The organism is Amycolatopsis azurea DSM 43854 (assembly GCF_001995215.1).
GTDB classification, from domain to species: Bacteria; Actinomycetota; Actinomycetes; order Mycobacteriales; family Pseudonocardiaceae; genus Amycolatopsis; species Amycolatopsis azurea.
In genome coordinates this window covers 256,346-270,865 of record NZ_MUXN01000005.1, presented here as the reverse complement: position 1 = coordinate 270,865, position 14,520 = coordinate 256,346, and the positions used below count along the sequence as shown (strand labels likewise).

Sequence of the window (14,520 nt, the reverse complement as noted above, 5' to 3'; positions counted from 1 at the left end):
GAGGTATGTCTGAGCAGGAACAGGTGGTCCTCGGTCAGCCGACCGTCGGCGACGAAGAACTCGCGGCCGTGGCGGAGGTGTTCCGGTCCGGCTGGCTGGCCGGTGCCGGCCCCGCGTGCCGCCGTTTCGAGGAACGCTTCGCGAAGACCGTCGGCACCGCGCACGCCCTGACCACCAGCAACTGTGGGTCGGCACTCTTCCTCGGGCTGCGTGTGCTCGGCGTGAAGCCCGGTGACGAGGTCATCGTCGGCGACTACACCTTCCCCGCCACCGGCCACGCCGTGCTCCAGGCGGGCGCGACGCCGGTGTTCGCGGACATCCGCCCGGACGTCTGGAGCGCGGACCCCGCGTCGATCGAAGCCCTGATCACGCCGCGCACGGTCGGCATCCTCGCCGTCGACGTCGCCGGGCAGCCGGGTGACTTCGACGAGTACCGCGCCATCGCCGACAAGCACGGCCTGTGGCTTTTCGAAGACGCCGCCTGCGCCGCGGGCGCGACCTACAAGACCCGCCCGGCGGGCAGCCTCGCCGACCTGGCCGCGTTCTCCTTCCACGGCCGCAAGGGCATCACCGCGGGCGAAGGCGGCGCGCTGGTCTCGGACCGCGAAGACCTCATCGCGCACGCGCGCAAGCTGCACACCTACGGCATCGAGCCCGCCATCACCCGCGAGGGTTCCGGCGCGCTGCCGATCCCGGAGTTCCACGAGCTCGGCTACAACTTCCGGCTCTCGGACGTGCAGGCCGCGATCATGAACGTCCAGCTCGACCGCCTCCCGGACCTGCTCTCGGCCCGCCGTTCGGTGGCCAAGCGCTACCACGAGGCGTTCGAGAACCTGCCCGGTCTCGACGTCCCGGTGGAACTGCCGGACCGCGAACACCCGTGGCAGGCCTACATCCTCACCGTGGCCCCGGAGATCGACCGCGACGCGCTCGCGCTGCGGATCCGCGAGCAGGGCGTGCAGTGCAACTTCGGCACCTACGCCTCGCACCTCCAGCCCATCTACGGCAAGAAGCAGACCTTGCCGGTTTCGGCGGACCTCTTCGCCCGTCACCTCGCCATCCCGATGCACGCCAACCTCACCGATGACCAGGTCGACCGGGTCATCGGGACCGTCAGCGCCGCACTGCCGAGCTAGGAGAGAAATGCCCGACAAGAAGGTCTTCTTCACCGGGGGCGGCGGTTTCATCGCCGCGCACGTCATCCCGATGCTGATCGAGGGCGGCTACACCGTCCGCGTCTTCGACAACATGACCCGCGGCGACCGCGCCCGGATCAACGAGTTCGTCGCCACCGGCAAGGTCGAACTGGTCGAGAAGGACGTCCGCTACGGCGGCGCCGTGCGCGAGGCCATGCGCGGCTGCACGCACGTCATCCACTTCGCGACCGTGTCGATCAACAAGTCGGTCGCGGACCCGCACGAGTCGATCGACATCAACATGGTCGGCAACCACAACGTCTTCGCCGCCGCGGCGGACGAGGGTGTCGAGCGGGTCGTGTTCGCCTCGACCGCGTCCGTCTACGGCGACCCGAAGCGGCTGCCGATGCACGAGGACGACGAGCTCAAGCCGCTCACGCCGTACTGCATCTCGAAGCGCGCGGGCGAGGACATGCTCGGCTTCTACGAGCGCACCAAGGGCCTGTCCTGGAACGCGCTGCGGTTCTTCAACGTGTACGGCCCCGGCCAGAAGATCGAGGCCTACTACACGTCGGTGATCAACCACTTCATCCAGCGCCTGCGCGCCGGCCAGCCGCCGATCATCGACGGCCGCGGCGACCAGTCGATGGACTTCGTGCACGTCACGGACCTGGCCCGCGCCGTCGTCGCGGCGCTCGAATCGGAGCAGGCGAACCTGCCGATCAACATCGGCACCGGGATCGACACTTCGATCGCGACACTGGCGAAGATCCTCATCGACGCCGTCGGCGTCAACGTCGAGCCGCTGTTCAACGAGCGCGACGTGCTGGTTTCGCGCCGTGCCGCCGACATCACCCGTGCCCGCGAGGTCCTCGGCTGGGAGCCGAAGATCTCCGTCGAAGAGGGCATGTACGAACTGGTTAAGGCTTCGGAGGGATGACCGCCGGGCCGGGGGAGAGCCGCCCCATGCGCATCGCTGTCGTCAACAACTTCTTCCCGCCGAGGGTGGGCGGAAGCGCGCACATGGCGGCTTCCCTGGCCGAGCAGTACGCGGCGCGCGGGCACGAGGTGCTCGCGATCACCGCGGCGTACGCCGACGCCCCGGCCGACGAGACGAAGGACGGCTACCGCGTCGTCCGCCTGCCCGCGGTGAAGATGCCGCAGCTGGGCCTGTCGATCGACTTCGACATGAGTTTCGCCTCGCTGCGGCCGGGGAACTGGCGGCGGCTGCGGAAGCTGCTGGACGAGTTCAAGCCCGACGCGATCCACCTGCACGGGCAGTTCTTCGACCTGTCGTGGCTGGCCGGGCGGTACGCGCGGCGGCACAAGCTGCCGATGCTGCTGACCATCCACACGCTGCTGATCAGCGACAACAAGCTGTACGGCGGCGTTTTCCGGTTCCTGGACACCGTGCTGGTGAACCCGATCCTGCGGTACCTCAAGCCGCGTTACGTCATCCTCGACAAACTCGGGGTCGACTACTGCGTCGAGCGCTACGGCACCAGCGACGAGAACTCGGACTACTTCCCGATCGCCGTCGACACCGGGAACTTCGAAAAGCCTTTGACGAAGGACGTGCGGGAAGAGCACAAGCTCGGCGACGGTCCGGTGATCGTCTCGCTCGGGCACGTGATCCCGCTGCGGAACCGGCTGCCGCTGGTCGAGGCGCTGCCGTCCATTTTGGACAAGCACCCCGACGTGAAGGTGGTCGTCGTCGGCCGCGTGTACCACGACGTCTTCCTCAAGCGGGCGGAAGAACTCGGGGTCGCGGACGCCATCATCGTCACCGGCGCCGTGCCGAAGGCCGACGTGCCCGCGTACTTCGCGGCGGCCGACATCGTCACGCACGACCTCAACGGAGGCTGCGGCACCGCGTCGCTGGAGGCGATGCTCTCGGGCACCGCGACCATCGCTTCGGTCACCGAAGACAACTACCCGGGCATCGAACTCCGCAACGGCGAGAACATCCTGCTGGTGCGGCCGGACGACAGCGAGGCGGTGGCGAACACCGTCATCGAGCTGCTCGACGACCCGGACAAGCGGGCTTCGGTGGCACAGCGGGAAAGCGCGATGGTGCGGGCCAACTTCGGCCTCGACGTCGTCGCGGAGGAACACCTGCGCACCTTCGAGAAACTGGTGACCGAGGCCGATGTTCTTCGATGACGAGCGCAGCAACCGGCTGCGCCCGCAGATCCTGACCGAACTCGTTTCGCAGTACATGAACGACGCCGAGCGCGCCAAGTTCTACGGACTGCCGGAGTCGACGAGGGTCCGCGAACGAGTCAAGATCATCAGCCCGGAGAACCTCACGATCGGCGAACACTGCTGGATCGGCGAGGGCGCCGCGCTCGACGCGAGCGGCGGGCTGGAGATCGGCGAGCACACCAGCATCGGCCTGAACACGCTGATCTTCACCCATTCCAGCTGGCTCGCGAACATGACGCTGCAGAACCACTCCGGCAGCGACCTCATCGAACGCAAGCCGGTGAAGATCGGGAAGGGCTGCTTCATCGGCGGCCTGGTCGTGATCATGGCGGGCGTGACGATCGGCGATTTCGCCACCGTGCAGCCGAACTCCGTGGTCGCCAAGGACGTCCCGCCGCGCAGTCTCGTCGCGGGCAACCCGGCCCGGGTCTTCCAGAAGTACGACGACGAGTACATCCAGTCCGAAGTGGACCGGGTGCGCGGCGAGAACGCGCGGCGGCGCGCGCTGGCGGAGGAGCGGGGGGACGCTTCATCGTCCTGGGGCGCTCCGGCAGGCGACTTCACGGAGTCGTGAGTGATTTGAGTCGTTCTGACGACCCGGATCACGCACGACAAGTGACCCTCGACGTCTGGGCGGCCATGCCCCAGAACCGGGCCGAAGTGGCAGGCGGTGTTCTGGTCGCGTCGCCACTTCTGGACACGCGGCACCAAATGGCGGTGACCCGGCTCGCATATTGGCTGGACGAGCGTTTGACGGAGCTGGCCGCTTTCGCCGGAGTCGAACTTTTGCTCGCAGAGGAGCCGTTGACCATTCGCGTCCCGGACGTCCTGGTCGACGGCGAGTACGAGAACTTCGGTGAGCACACCGGCAAGGTGAGCCTCGACTTCGACGGCACTCCGCTCACTCTCGACCTCGACGCGCTGACCACCCGCCACGCCCAGCGCCCCTGACCCGAGTCACGCCTCTGATCACGCGAGTCACACTCCAGCCCCGGGAACCACCACCCCACCTGGGCCGACTACTAGGCTCAGCGTGCGAGTTCCCCGGCCGGAGGGTGGTCAGATGAGGTTCAAGCGGTTCGGCGCGTCGTTGCTGGTCACCGGGTTGGCCCTGCTGGGCGCCGCGACCCCGGCGCTGGCCCATTCGGAGCTGAAGAGCAGCGACCCGGCGAGGGGCGCGTCGCTGGCGACGCCGCCCACGCAGATCAAGCTGACCTTCACCGGCCCGGTCACGCTCGCCGAGAACCCGATCCAGATCACCGGACCCGAGAACGCGTCGTGGACGGTCGGCCGCGCGGAGGTCGCCGACACCGTCGTCACGGCGCCCGTCCAGGCCGTCGGGCCCGCGGGCGAGTACACCCTCCGCTACAAGGTGACCTTCGAGGACTCGCACGTCGCGAGCGGCTCGGTGAAGTTCAACCTCAGCAACCCTGTCGCGCCGCCGTCGTCCAGCCCGGCACAAGCGAGCAGCCCGCCTCCCGCGAGCAGCCAAGCCCAGCCCAGCGCCACCCCGGCCCCGCAGACCGGCGAGACCACCCCCGAGGGCCTGCTGCCGACCTGGGTGTGGATCGTCCTCGCGGTGGCCGTGGTCGCGGCCGGTATCGTCGTCGCGCTTCGGTTCACTCGTCGGAAGGACTGAGCCTTCACGCAACGACAGCGGTTGAGGCAACCTTTCAGGTGGTCAACCGTCGAACGGAGATGAGGACCAGGGTGGCTCGCGGAGACGACGAGTTCGTCGAGTTCGTGCGGAACTCGTCGACCCGTCTTCAGCATGCGGCCTACCTGCTGACCAGCGACCGCCATCAGGCCGAGGACGCCGCCCAGACAGCGCTCGCCAAGACGTACGCGGCCTGGTCGCGGGTACGTCGTAAGGACGCCTACGCGTACGCGCGGCAGGTCCTCGTCAACCACGTGATCGACGGCTGGCGGCGCCCGATCCGCGAGAACGCCACCGAGGAGATCCCCGAGCGGCCGAGCGGTTTCGACGTCGCCGGTGCCGTTGTCCAGCGGAAATGGCTCCTTGACGCGTTGCGTACGCTCACAGACCGGGAGAGAGCCGTAGTCGTGCTCCGGCACTTCTTCGACTTGAAGGAATCCGATGTGGCCGGTGAGCTGGGTGTCTCCGTGGGCACCGTGAAGAGCACCAACTCCCGCGCCCTGACCAAACTGCGGATCACCGCGGAGGACGGAACGGAACTGATCGGCGGGCTGGGACGATGACCGACCTCGAGACGCTGCGCTCGGCTTTGCGGGAACCGCCTGCCGAGGAGTTCGCCGAGCCCGACCTCGGCGCGATCATGACCAAGGGCAGGCGCATCCGCCGGCGCCGCCTGCTCGCGACCGGCGCGGGCGGGGTCGCCGCCACCGTGGTGACGGTGCTGGTCATCGTCGGCGCGGTCGCGTTGCGGAAGGCACCACCCGCCCAGCAGCCGCTCCCTCCCGCCGCGAGCGCCCCGTCTTCGTCGGCGCTGCCGCCCGCACCGCAGCCGACGATCACCAAGGCTCCGTCGACCTCGGTACCGCTGGGCAACGTCGTCCCTCTCGGGGCCAACGGCGAGGGCGGCCGGGAGCTGGTGCTCTACGCCATCGCGCTCGACGAACCCGACCTGCCGGAAGTCGAGTTCGGCCTGCGGATCGCCTACCGGAACGACAACGGTTCGCTCGAAGACCTGATGATGAGCAACGAGTACAAGAAATCCGACCGGTCGTTCGGCTTCCACGCGGTGGACGGCGGAGACGTGGTCCGGGGCGCGTTCGTCCCCGTGTTCGGCTACTTCGCGGGCCCGGCGGCACGGATCACCAGCACGGTCCGGGGGAAGCCGGTCGAGGCGAAGGTGGTTCCCTGGAGCGAAGACCCGACGGTCTCCTTCTTCTGGTTCGACAGCTCCCAGGTGGAGTCGGCGGGAGTGCTGACCCCCCTCATCGCCTACGACTCGCGGGGCCAGCGCCTCACGAAGTGAGCGGCTGATCTCCGCCGGAGCCGAGGCGCGCTCGCCGGATTTCGGCGAAATAGGCGTTGACCGGGCGCCGGTACAACCCGACGATGCCGATCACGGTCCCCAGGAGGACGAGCACGTCGATCGCGATGAGGGTGATCCCCAGGCCCGACATCCGCACTTCGCCGCCCAAGACGGCTGCACGCTCGGTCGCGTCCAGATAGCCGGCGACCGCGGCGATCACGGTGGTCAGCAGGATGAGGCTCACGAAGATCGCCGAAACGGTGAGGGCCACCCGTGCCCAGTTCCGGCCCGCCCGGGTCACCACGCACAGCGCCATCTGGACGACGCCGAGCACGAGGAACCAGATGATGACCGGCGGACCCGAATCCTCCTGACGGAAACGGGAAACGCCCTCCGGGATCTCGGCTTGCGCGGCGGCGAGGAACGAGAGCAGTCCCGAGGTGATCATCCACGTCAACGCCGCCAGGGCCAGAACGGTCGTCGCGCGCTTGAGGGTCTTGGGCACCCGCCGACGTTAGCCGTGCCCACCCGGGACAGGTCCCGACGCGAGGTCAGGCCGCGGCCTGCGTCAGCACCTGGTCGACGACGGCGTGCGAAGGCAGGATCAGGTCGCGCTCGGTGTCGGCGTCGATCTTGCCTTCGAGCAGTTCCAGGAATCGGTCCAGCTGGGTCGCGAGGGGCTCGCGCGCGGTGACCAGTTCCGGGATCTCGATGACGGTCTGCTGCCGGTAGCCGAGGCCGTCCGGGGTGACCGAGTCGTGCGAGACGTGCCGGTAGATGGTGACGTCGCGGCGGAGCAGATCGATCTCGATCATGCGGTCCAGTTCGGACACCCAGAGCGAACGAACCTTGCGCTGCCCCAGGCGGGACGCGGAAACCGTGGCGAGGCCGGACTCGAACGACAGCACCGTCTCGATGGTGTCCTCGGCGCCCTCGACCGAACTCGGGTGGAAGTAGCCGGCGCCGGAGGCGACCCGCTGCGGAGTCGCGCCGCCGAAGAACTGGATCGCCAGGTCGACGTCGTGCACCAGCAGGTCCCACGCGACACCGGTCTTGATCCGCGGCGCGTAGGGGCCGTGGCGGCGGGCCATCAAGTGGATCGGCTCGTTGACCAGCGCCCGCGCGGTCATCACGGCCGGGTTGTAGCGCTCCAGGAGCCCGCACATCAGCGGGACGTCCTTCTTCGCCGAAAGCCCGACGATCTCCTGGGAGAACTCGAGGCTGTTGCACACCGGCTTCTCGACCAGCATCGGCTTGCCCTGGCCCAGGATCTCCTGCGCCAGCTCGTAATGCGCCTCGGTGGCCGAAGCGAGCACGACAGCGTCCACATCGGACAGTGAGCCGATTTCGGGCGTCCACTGGGTTTCGTAGCGCTCGGCGACCTTGCGGCCTGCCTCTTCACGCGGGTCGATCACGCGGACGAGGTCCACGCGCTCGTTCGCGGCGAGCACACGGGCGTGCAGCGAGCCCATGTTCCCGGTGCCGATGAGGGCGATCTTGTGCGTGGTCATGCGCCGAGCACCTCGCGAACCGTTTCGATGATGGTGTCCAGATCGGACTCGGAAAGGTGCGGGTGCACCGGCAGCGAAAGCGCCTGCGCGGCGACGGAAGCGGCCACAGGGAAATCCTCGACCTTCGCGTCGGGGATCAGCGGGTGGTTCCGGTAGCAGTCGTAGTCGAAGACGATCTTCGGGTAGTAGATCCCGTTGCCGATGCCCTTTTCGGTGAGGGCGGCGGCGAGTTCGTCACGCGAGAGGAAGGCGTGCGGGCCGACCAGCACGGTGTACTGGTGCCACACGTGCTCGCGGCCCGGCAGGACCTGCGGGATGTCCAGCCCCGGCGTGCCGGCGAGGCCCTCGGAAAGGCGCTTCGCGTTGGCCTGGCGGGCGGCGGTGAGCTGGTCCAGCTTCTCCAGTTGCGGGATGCCGACGGCGGCGTGCAGGTCGGTCATCCGGTAGTTGTGCCCGGCGACCTCGTACTGGTACCGGGCGCGCATGCCCTGGTTGCGCAGCACACGCAGGCTGTCGGCCAGCTTGTCGTCGTCGGTGGTGATCACGCCGCCCTCGGCGGTGGTCACGTTCTTGGTGGCGTACAAGGAGAAGCAGCCGATGCCGAAGGACCCGGCCCGCTTGCCCTGGAACGACGCGCCGACGGCCTGCGCGGAGTCCTCGATCACCTTGAGACCGTGCTCGGCGGCCAGCGGCGCGAGCTTGCCCATGTCCGCGGTCTGCCCGTAGAGGTGGACCGGCATGAGGACCTTGGTGCGGTCGGTGATCGCGGCGGCGACGGCGTCCGGGTCGATCGCGAAGTCGTCGCGCCGGATGTCGGCGAAGCGGACGGTCGCGCCGGCTTCCAGGATCGCGTTCAGCGTGGCCACGAAGGTGAACGGCGAGGTGACGACCTCGTCCCCCGGCTGCAGGTCGAGCGCCTGGATGGCGGCGACCAGCGCGGTGGTGCCGTTGTTGACGGCGATCGCGTGCTTCGTGCCGGAAACGCTCGCGAACGCGTCCTCGAAGCGCTTGACCATCGGTCCCTGTGCGATGGCGCCGGATCGCAGCACCTCGACGACGAGGTCCTCCGCGTCACGGACGTCGACCACGGTAATGGGGATCATCTGCAAGTCTCTCTCGACTGGGCGTTCTGGTGCGTCCGGTACAGTGAGCCGCCGGTTCTGCGCCCGGCCGCCCTCTCTGGCGCGGGCCACACGTTACCGGGACCGCCGAAGCGCCCATTACCCCAGGCTGCCTCCCAGCCACAACGAACGGATCTCACGTGGTGAACCGCATCCACCCGACGGCGATCATCGGCGAGGGTGTCGAGCTCGGCGAAGACAACGTCATCGGACCGTTCACGGTCATCGTGGGTCCCACCCGCGTCGGCGACGGCAACTGGATCGGCCCGCACGTGACCATCGGCACCCCGGCTGAGGACCGCGGCCGCGAGCACCCCGCCGCCTGGGAGACCGCGCCGAACGGTGATCCCGATCACGACGGCCACGGCGTCGTCATCGGCAGCCGCAACCGGATCCGCGAATACGTCAGCGTCCACCAGGGCACCTGGCGCACGACGACCGTCGGCGACGGCGGCTACTTCCTCCGCGGCTCCCACATCGCCCACGACTGCCTGGTCGAGGACGCCGTCACGGTCGCTTCGAACGTCATCACCGGCGGCCACTGCCACATCTGGTCCGGGGCGAACCTGGGCATGGGCGCGATCCTGCACCAGCGGGTCGTCATCGGCCCGGGCGCGATGGTCGGGATGAGCTCCGCGGTCCGCAAGGAGGTGGGCGCGTTCACCATCGCCGTCGGCAACCCCGCGCGGGTGACAGGCGTCAATACCGTCGGGCTGTCCCGCCGCGGGCTGGACGAGGCCACCGTCGAGGCACTGGGACCGTGGCTGAAGGGTAAGGCCGGTCTCCCTGAGGACGGGCTGGCCGACCGGCTGCCCGGCGACCTCTCTACCTTGGTGAAGGCGTGGGACGCCCGTCCGCGCGAGTGAGTAGGTGAGCGGGAACTCGCAGAGGTCGCGCGTTCTTGGAGAGGTAGGAGTCAGAAGATGGCGGAAGTCGCCGGCAAGCTGCGTGAGGTCTTCGTCGAGGCGCTGGACCTCGATGGCGAGGTCGACGTCGAAAACCTGAAGTACCGCGACATCGAGGCCTGGGACTCGGTCGGTCACATGGCGCTGGTCGCGGCCATCGAGGACGAGTTCGATGTGGAGTTCGACACCGACCAGGTGATCGACATGTCCAGCTTCAAGGTCGCCGTCGACATGGTGACCGACCTCCAGTCCAAGTGATGCTCGACGGCAAGGTCGCCCTGGTCACCGGCGGGACCCGAGGGATCGGGCTCGCGACCGCGCGGGCGCTCGCCGAGGCGGGCGCCACCGTGGTGCTGACCGGCCGCGACGAGGCCAAGGCCAAGGAAGCGGCGGCCGCGGCGGGGGCCGCGAGCGGGCTCGCCCTGGACGTCACCGACGCCAAGGCCGTGTCGACGCTGGTCCGCGGCGTGGCCAAGGAGCACGGCAAGCTCGACATCGTGGTCGCCAACGCCGGGATCATGGAGGACGCGCTCCTCGGCATGATCCGCGAGGAGCTCGTCGACACCACGCTGAGCACGAACGTCGCCGGCACGCTGCACACCGTCCAGGCCGCGGCCCGGGCGATGATGCGCAAGAAGACCGGTGCCATCGTCGTGCTGGCTTCGATCGTCGGCGAACACGGAAGCGCGGGTCAGACGGTGTACGCGGCCTCGAAGGCGGCGGTGGCGAACATCGCCCGTTCGGCCGCGAAGGAACTCGGCCGCTCCGGGATCCGGGTCAACGCGGTGGCGCCCGGCGTCATCGACACCGACCTGACCTCGGGCCTCACAGAGGACGCGAAGGCCGAGAACATCGGCAAGACGCCCCTCGGACGGCTCGGGACGCCCGAGGACGTGGCGAACGCGATCCGGTTCCTCGTCAGCGATGACGCTGCGTTCATCACCGGCCAGGTGCTGGGCATCGACGGAGGCTTGGTTCTGTAATGACCCTTCTGGGTGTGGGCGCACGACTGATCGACGTCACCAGCGGCAAGACGCTCGCGGGCGAGGAACTCGACGCCGAGGTCACCCGCGTCGGGGCCGCGTTGGGACTCCTGCCTCCGGGCGCGTTGTTCGCGCGGATGTCGGTGGACCTCGCGAGCGTGCTGAACTACCTCGGCGCTTTCGAGGCGGGCCGCGCGATCGCGCTGATCGACCCGGCGCTGGACGCCGACGTCCTGGCGGGGCTCATCGAGCGTTTCCGCCCGGCCGCCGTGCTGTCCGCGCCGGACGCGCCCGCACCCGAGGGGTACGGCGTCTCCGATGGCCACTGGGTCCGGGAATCCGCCGAGGGCGTCGAGCCGCATCCGCATCTCGCGATCCTGCTGCCGACCAGTGGTTCCACCGGCAACCCGAAGCTGGTCCGGCTTTCGCGCGGCGCGGTCTTCTCCAACGCCGACGCGATCGCGCAGGTGCTCGGCATCGACCGCGACGAGATCGCGCCGACCAGCCTGCCGCTGCACTACAGCTACGGCCTGTCCGTGCTGAACTCCCACCTCGTCCGCGGCGCGACCGTCGTCATCGAACCGTCCGGTGTGCTCGGACGCGGGTTCTGGGACGCGGTCAACGAGCACAAGGTCACCTCGCTCGCCGGGGTGCCGTACCACTACGAGATGCTGCGGCGCCTCAAGTTCGACCCGGCGAAGTACCCGTCGTTGCGCACGCTGACCCAGGCGGGCGGCAAGCTGCGTGACGACCTCGTCGCCCAGTTCAACGACAAGATCCGCGAGGTCGGCGGGCGGATGTTCGTGATGTACGGGCAGACCGAGGCCGCCCCGCGGATGACCACCGTCCCGGCGGAACGGCTCGCGGAGAAGCTCGGCTCGGCCGGGCCCGCGCTGCCCGGTGGCTCGTTCGCCGTCCGGCGTGAGGACGGCTCGGAGACCAAGCACCCGAAGATCGTCGGCGAGGTCGTCTACCGCGGGCCCAACGTGATGATGGGCTATGCCGACGACGAGGCCGGGCTGGCCGCGGGCGACGAATACGGCGGCGTCCTGGCCACCGGCGACCTCGGCTACCTCGACGAAGACGGGTTCCTCTACATCACCGGCCGCCTCAAGCGGATCGGCAAGGTCTTCGGCAACCGGGTCAGCCTGGATGATCTCGAGCACGCCGTACGTTCTGCCTCGGTGGGGATCGACGTCGTGGCCGCCGTCCCGGCCGGGGACAAGGTCGTCCTGTTCGCCGAAGGCGCCGACAAGGACATCTGCAAGGACGCCGCGAAGGCGTTGTCCGAGCGGCTGCACCTGCACACGAGCGGGTTCGACGTCCGCCCCATCGACACCGTGCCGCTGCTGGCCAGCGGCAAGATCGACTACCGGTCGCTGGAGGCCCAAGTATGAGTGTGTTCACGCTTTCGCAGGCCGAGCGCGAGAAGCATCTGCTTCCGCAGCTCGCCGAGCTCACCGCGCACCACCGCGAGAACTCCGAAGGCTACGAGCGCATCCTCTCGTCGCTGGGCATCGCGCGGGACGCGGAGTTCGCGTCCATCGCGGATCTGCCGTGGCTGCCGGTGCGGATGTTCAAGACGCACGACCTGCGGTCCATTCCGGAGTCCGAGATCTTCAAGACGCTGACGTCGTCGGGCACCACCGGCGCGGGTGCGTCGCGGATCTACCTGGACAAGGACGCCGCCGGCGCGCAGACCAAGCAGCTCGGCGCCACGCTGCAGGAGGTCCTCGGCAACGAACGGCTGCCGATGCTGATGGTCGACACCATCGGCATCATCAAGAACCGCCGTTCGTTCTCCGCGCGCGGCGCGGGCGTGCTGGGCATGGCGAACTTCGGCCGCAAGCACACCTACGTGCTCGACGAGAACGACCATCCGGACGTCGAGGCGGTCAAGACGTTCCTGGCGACGTACGGCGACAAGCCGTTCCTGATCTTCGGCTTCACCTTCATGGTGTGGCAGTACCTCTACGAGGTCGCGCGCGAGCACGAGCTGGACCTGTCGAACGGGATCCTGATCCACTCCGGCGGCTGGAAGAAGCTGATCGACCGCGCGGTGGACAACACCGAGTTCCGCCGTCGCTTCAAGGAGGACACCGGGCTCACCCGGATCCACAACTACTACGGGATGATCGAGCAGATCGGCACCGTGTTCCTCGAAGGACCGTCCGGGAACTCGTTGTACTGCCCCGATTTCGCCGACGTGGTGATCCGGAACCCGGAGACCTGGGAAGAGCAGCCGGTCGGCGAGCCGGGCGTGATCGAGGTCGTCAGCACGCTGCCGCGTTCCTACCCGGGCCACGTGCTGCTCACCGAGGACCTCGGTGTCTGCAACGGGATCGACGACGGCGACTGGCCGGGCAAGCACTTCTCGGTCCTGGGCAGGCTGCCCAAGGCCGAGGCCCGCGGTTGCTCGGACACCTTCCAGGGGGCGGCGGCATGACTCTCAACCAGCGTTTTCCGCTCGGCGACGCGATCGAGGTCGACGCGCTCGTCGAAGAGCTGCGGGCCGAGCCCGTCGGCGGACGGCTGCGCGTCGGTGACCCGCGCGTCGTCGAGTTCCTGACGAAGTTCGCGCGCAAGCTGCTCGCGCCCGCGACGGCTCGACGTTTCCCGGAACTGGCGTCGCTCGGTTTCTTCCTGCGCAAGGGAGAGATCGCCAAGGCACTGTCCACTTTGGAGACTTCAGGTGACGCGCTGCGGTTCCCGCGCGGCCTGGTCTTCCACGTCCCGCCCGCCAACGTCGACACGATTTTCGTGTACTCGTGGGCGCTTTCGGCGCTGGCCGGCAACCACAACGTCGTCCGTGTGTCCTCCCGTTCGGCCGGTGCCGCCGAAACGGTGCTGGAGGCGCTGAACGCCGCACTGTCCGAAGTGGACGACGACACGGCCGCCGCGATCACCGCGACCCAGCGCATGATCACCTACGACCGCAGCGACGCGATCAGCGGCGCGCTGTCGGTCGCCGCCGACCTCCGGGTCATCTGGGGCGGCGACGCGTCGGTCGCGGCGCTGCGCAAGTACCCGCTCGCGCCGCACGCGCGCGACCTGACCTTCCCGGACCGGTCGTCGTTCGCGGTCGCGTCGGTGCGCGGCTGGCGGAACTCCTCCGAGGCCGAGCGCCGCGGTGCCGCCGAGGGTTTCTACAACGACTCGTACTGGTTCGACCAGGCCGCCTGCTCGTCGCCGCGCGCGGTGTTCTGGGTCGGCGACGAAGACGGCGCCCGCGAAGCCGGCCAGGAGTTCCGGAAGCTGCTCGCCGAGGTACTGGCGACGAAACAGCACGTCACCGAGCCCGCGATGGCCGTCCAGAAGCGGGTTTCGGCGTACGGCGCGGCCGTCGATGGGCTCGTCAGCGGCATCGAGTTCCAGGGCAACGGCATCGCGACACTGGAGCTGGCCGACCCGGCGATCCTGCCGCGCGAATGGCTCGGCGCGGGCACTTTCGCCAACGCGCGGGTCGACACGCTTTCCGACCTCGTCCCGATCGTCCTCCGCAAAGATCAAACGGTCGGTCAATTCGGCTTCACCAAAGAAGAATTGACGCAATTCGTGACGGAATTGGCGGGGCGCGGCGTCGACCGTGTCGTTCCCTTCGGATCGGCCCTGACGTTCTCCGCGATTTGGGACGGCTACGATCTGCTGACCGAGTTCAGCCGCTTGGTGACCGTACAGGCCTGACCTGCGGCGACAGAG

17 protein-coding genes are annotated in these 14,520 nt (G+C 68.6%); 14 read left to right on the top strand and 3 right to left on the bottom strand.

Features of this window, described 5'->3' with window-relative positions:
* Nucleotides 1-5 precede the first annotated feature (5 nt).
* The 8 genes from B0293_RS09260 (at nt 6) to B0293_RS09225 (ending at nt 6,301) form a co-directional block, all read left to right on the top strand.
* Nucleotides 6-1,136 carry a DegT/DnrJ/EryC1/StrS family aminotransferase gene (locus B0293_RS09260; RefSeq protein WP_039914864.1) on the top strand — a complete coding sequence of 377 codons (1,131 nt, stop codon included), beginning with the start codon at nt 6-8 and terminating at the stop codon, nt 1,134-1,136.
* Nucleotides 1,137-1,143: 7 nt separating this feature from the next.
* Nucleotides 1,144-2,076, top strand: a complete 933-nt coding sequence (locus B0293_RS09255) for an NAD-dependent epimerase/dehydratase family protein (protein WP_005149580.1) — start codon at nt 1,144-1,146, stop codon at nt 2,074-2,076.
* A 26-nt stretch (nt 2,077-2,102) separates the two neighbouring features.
* A complete protein-coding gene (locus tag B0293_RS09250; protein WP_005149581.1) occupies nt 2,103-3,299 on the top strand; it encodes a glycosyltransferase family 4 protein in 1,197 nt (398 codons plus the stop codon).
* Nucleotides 3,286-3,915, top strand: a complete 630-nt coding sequence (locus B0293_RS09245) for an acyltransferase (RefSeq protein ID WP_005149582.1) — start codon at nt 3,286-3,288, stop codon at nt 3,913-3,915. The genes B0293_RS09250 and B0293_RS09245 overlap by 14 nt, the downstream gene beginning before the upstream one ends.
* Nucleotides 3,916-3,956: 41 nt before the next feature.
* Nucleotides 3,957-4,292 carry a hypothetical protein gene (locus tag B0293_RS09240; protein WP_005149583.1) on the top strand — a complete coding sequence of 112 codons (336 nt, stop codon included), beginning with the start codon at nt 3,957-3,959 and terminating at the stop codon, nt 4,290-4,292.
* Between the two features lie 112 nt (nt 4,293-4,404).
* Nucleotides 4,405-4,980, top strand: a complete 576-nt coding sequence (locus tag B0293_RS09235) for a copper resistance CopC family protein (RefSeq protein WP_005149584.1) — start codon at nt 4,405-4,407, stop codon at nt 4,978-4,980.
* 71 nt (nt 4,981-5,051) lie between these two features.
* Complete coding sequence (locus B0293_RS09230; protein WP_005149585.1) at nt 5,052-5,561, top strand: SigE family RNA polymerase sigma factor; 510 nt, start codon at nt 5,052-5,054, stop codon at nt 5,559-5,561.
* A complete protein-coding gene (locus tag B0293_RS09225; protein WP_005149586.1) occupies nt 5,558-6,301 on the top strand; it encodes a hypothetical protein in 744 nt (247 codons plus the stop codon). Before B0293_RS09230 ends, B0293_RS09225 begins: the two co-directional genes overlap by 4 nt.
* Here B0293_RS09225 and B0293_RS09220 read toward each other — a convergent pair.
* Genes B0293_RS09220 through B0293_RS09210 form a run of 3 tightly spaced genes read right to left on the bottom strand, consistent with a single transcriptional unit; the run spans nt 6,291 to nt 8,915 of the window.
* The gene (locus tag B0293_RS09220) at nt 6,291-6,806 is read right to left on the bottom strand and encodes a hypothetical protein (protein ID WP_005149588.1); all 516 of its coding nucleotides are present in this window, start codon (nt 6,804-6,806) and stop codon (nt 6,291-6,293) included. The two genes, B0293_RS09225 and B0293_RS09220, sit on opposite strands and share 11 nt — an antisense overlap.
* Nucleotides 6,807-6,852: 46 nt before the next feature.
* Nucleotides 6,853-7,812: a Gfo/Idh/MocA family protein gene (locus B0293_RS09215; RefSeq protein WP_005149589.1), complete on the bottom strand. Its 960-nt coding sequence runs from the start codon at nt 7,810-7,812 to the stop codon at nt 6,853-6,855.
* Nucleotides 7,809-8,915 (bottom strand): DegT/DnrJ/EryC1/StrS family aminotransferase, encoded by a 1,107-nt coding sequence (locus B0293_RS09210; RefSeq protein ID WP_039914868.1) that lies wholly within the window; start codon nt 8,913-8,915, stop codon nt 7,809-7,811. The genes B0293_RS09215 and B0293_RS09210 overlap by 4 nt, the downstream gene beginning before the upstream one ends.
* A gap of 158 nt (nt 8,916-9,073) precedes the next feature.
* Between B0293_RS09210 and B0293_RS09205 the strand changes: the two genes are divergently transcribed.
* From B0293_RS09205 to B0293_RS09180, 6 genes are read left to right on the top strand one after another with little or no spacing between them, the layout of a single operon-like run.
* Entirely contained in the window at nt 9,074-9,799 is a 726-nt protein-coding gene (locus B0293_RS09205; protein ID WP_005149591.1) for an acyl-ACP--UDP-N-acetylglucosamine O-acyltransferase family protein, read from the top strand.
* Between the two features lie 57 nt (nt 9,800-9,856).
* Entirely contained in the window at nt 9,857-10,096 is a 240-nt protein-coding gene (locus tag B0293_RS09200; RefSeq protein ID WP_005149592.1) for an acyl carrier protein, read from the top strand.
* Complete coding sequence (locus B0293_RS09195) at nt 10,096-10,821, top strand: SDR family NAD(P)-dependent oxidoreductase (protein WP_039914871.1); 726 nt, start codon at nt 10,096-10,098, stop codon at nt 10,819-10,821. The genes B0293_RS09200 and B0293_RS09195 overlap by 1 nt, the downstream gene beginning before the upstream one ends.
* Nucleotides 10,821-12,218 carry an AMP-binding protein gene (locus B0293_RS09190; protein WP_039914873.1) on the top strand — a complete coding sequence of 466 codons (1,398 nt, stop codon included), beginning with the start codon at nt 10,821-10,823 and terminating at the stop codon, nt 12,216-12,218. Before B0293_RS09195 ends, B0293_RS09190 begins: the two co-directional genes overlap by 1 nt.
* Nucleotides 12,215-13,267: a LuxE/PaaK family acyltransferase gene (locus B0293_RS09185; RefSeq protein ID WP_005149595.1), complete on the top strand. Its 1,053-nt coding sequence runs from the start codon at nt 12,215-12,217 to the stop codon at nt 13,265-13,267. The genes B0293_RS09190 and B0293_RS09185 overlap by 4 nt, the downstream gene beginning before the upstream one ends.
* On the top strand, nt 13,264-14,505 hold the full coding sequence (locus tag B0293_RS09180) for an acyl-CoA reductase (RefSeq protein ID WP_005149596.1): 1,242 nt from the start codon (nt 13,264-13,266) through the stop codon (nt 14,503-14,505). The genes B0293_RS09185 and B0293_RS09180 overlap by 4 nt, the downstream gene beginning before the upstream one ends.
* The last annotated feature ends 15 nt before the right edge of the window (nt 14,506-14,520 follow it).

Coding starts and splice junctions, on each gene's coding strand:
- B0293_RS09200 (WP_005149592.1), top strand. CDS start 9,857: ATGGCGGAAGTCGCCGGCAAGCTGCGTGAGGTCTTCGTCGAGGCGCTG.
- B0293_RS09255 (WP_005149580.1), top strand. CDS start 1,144: ATGCCCGACAAGAAGGTCTTCTTCACCGGGGGCGGCGGTTTCATCGCC.
- B0293_RS09245 (WP_005149582.1), top strand. CDS start 3,286: ATGTTCTTCGATGACGAGCGCAGCAACCGGCTGCGCCCGCAGATCCTG.
- B0293_RS09180 (WP_005149596.1), top strand. CDS start 13,264: ATGACTCTCAACCAGCGTTTTCCGCTCGGCGACGCGATCGAGGTCGAC.
- B0293_RS09235 (WP_005149584.1), top strand. CDS start 4,405: ATGAGGTTCAAGCGGTTCGGCGCGTCGTTGCTGGTCACCGGGTTGGCC.
- B0293_RS09190 (WP_039914873.1), top strand. CDS start 10,821: ATGACCCTTCTGGGTGTGGGCGCACGACTGATCGACGTCACCAGCGGC.
- B0293_RS09250 (WP_005149581.1), top strand. CDS start 2,103: ATGCGCATCGCTGTCGTCAACAACTTCTTCCCGCCGAGGGTGGGCGGA.
- B0293_RS09185 (WP_005149595.1), top strand. CDS start 12,215: ATGAGTGTGTTCACGCTTTCGCAGGCCGAGCGCGAGAAGCATCTGCTT.
- B0293_RS09215 (WP_005149589.1), bottom strand. CDS start 7,812: ATGACCACGCACAAGATCGCCCTCATCGGCACCGGGAACATGGGCTCG.
- B0293_RS09225 (WP_005149586.1), top strand. CDS start 5,558: ATGACCGACCTCGAGACGCTGCGCTCGGCTTTGCGGGAACCGCCTGCC.
- B0293_RS09260 (WP_039914864.1), top strand. CDS start 6: ATGTCTGAGCAGGAACAGGTGGTCCTCGGTCAGCCGACCGTCGGCGAC.
- B0293_RS09210 (WP_039914868.1), bottom strand. CDS start 8,915: ATGATCCCCATTACCGTGGTCGACGTCCGTGACGCGGAGGACCTCGTC.
- B0293_RS09195 (WP_039914871.1), top strand. CDS start 10,096: ATGCTCGACGGCAAGGTCGCCCTGGTCACCGGCGGGACCCGAGGGATC.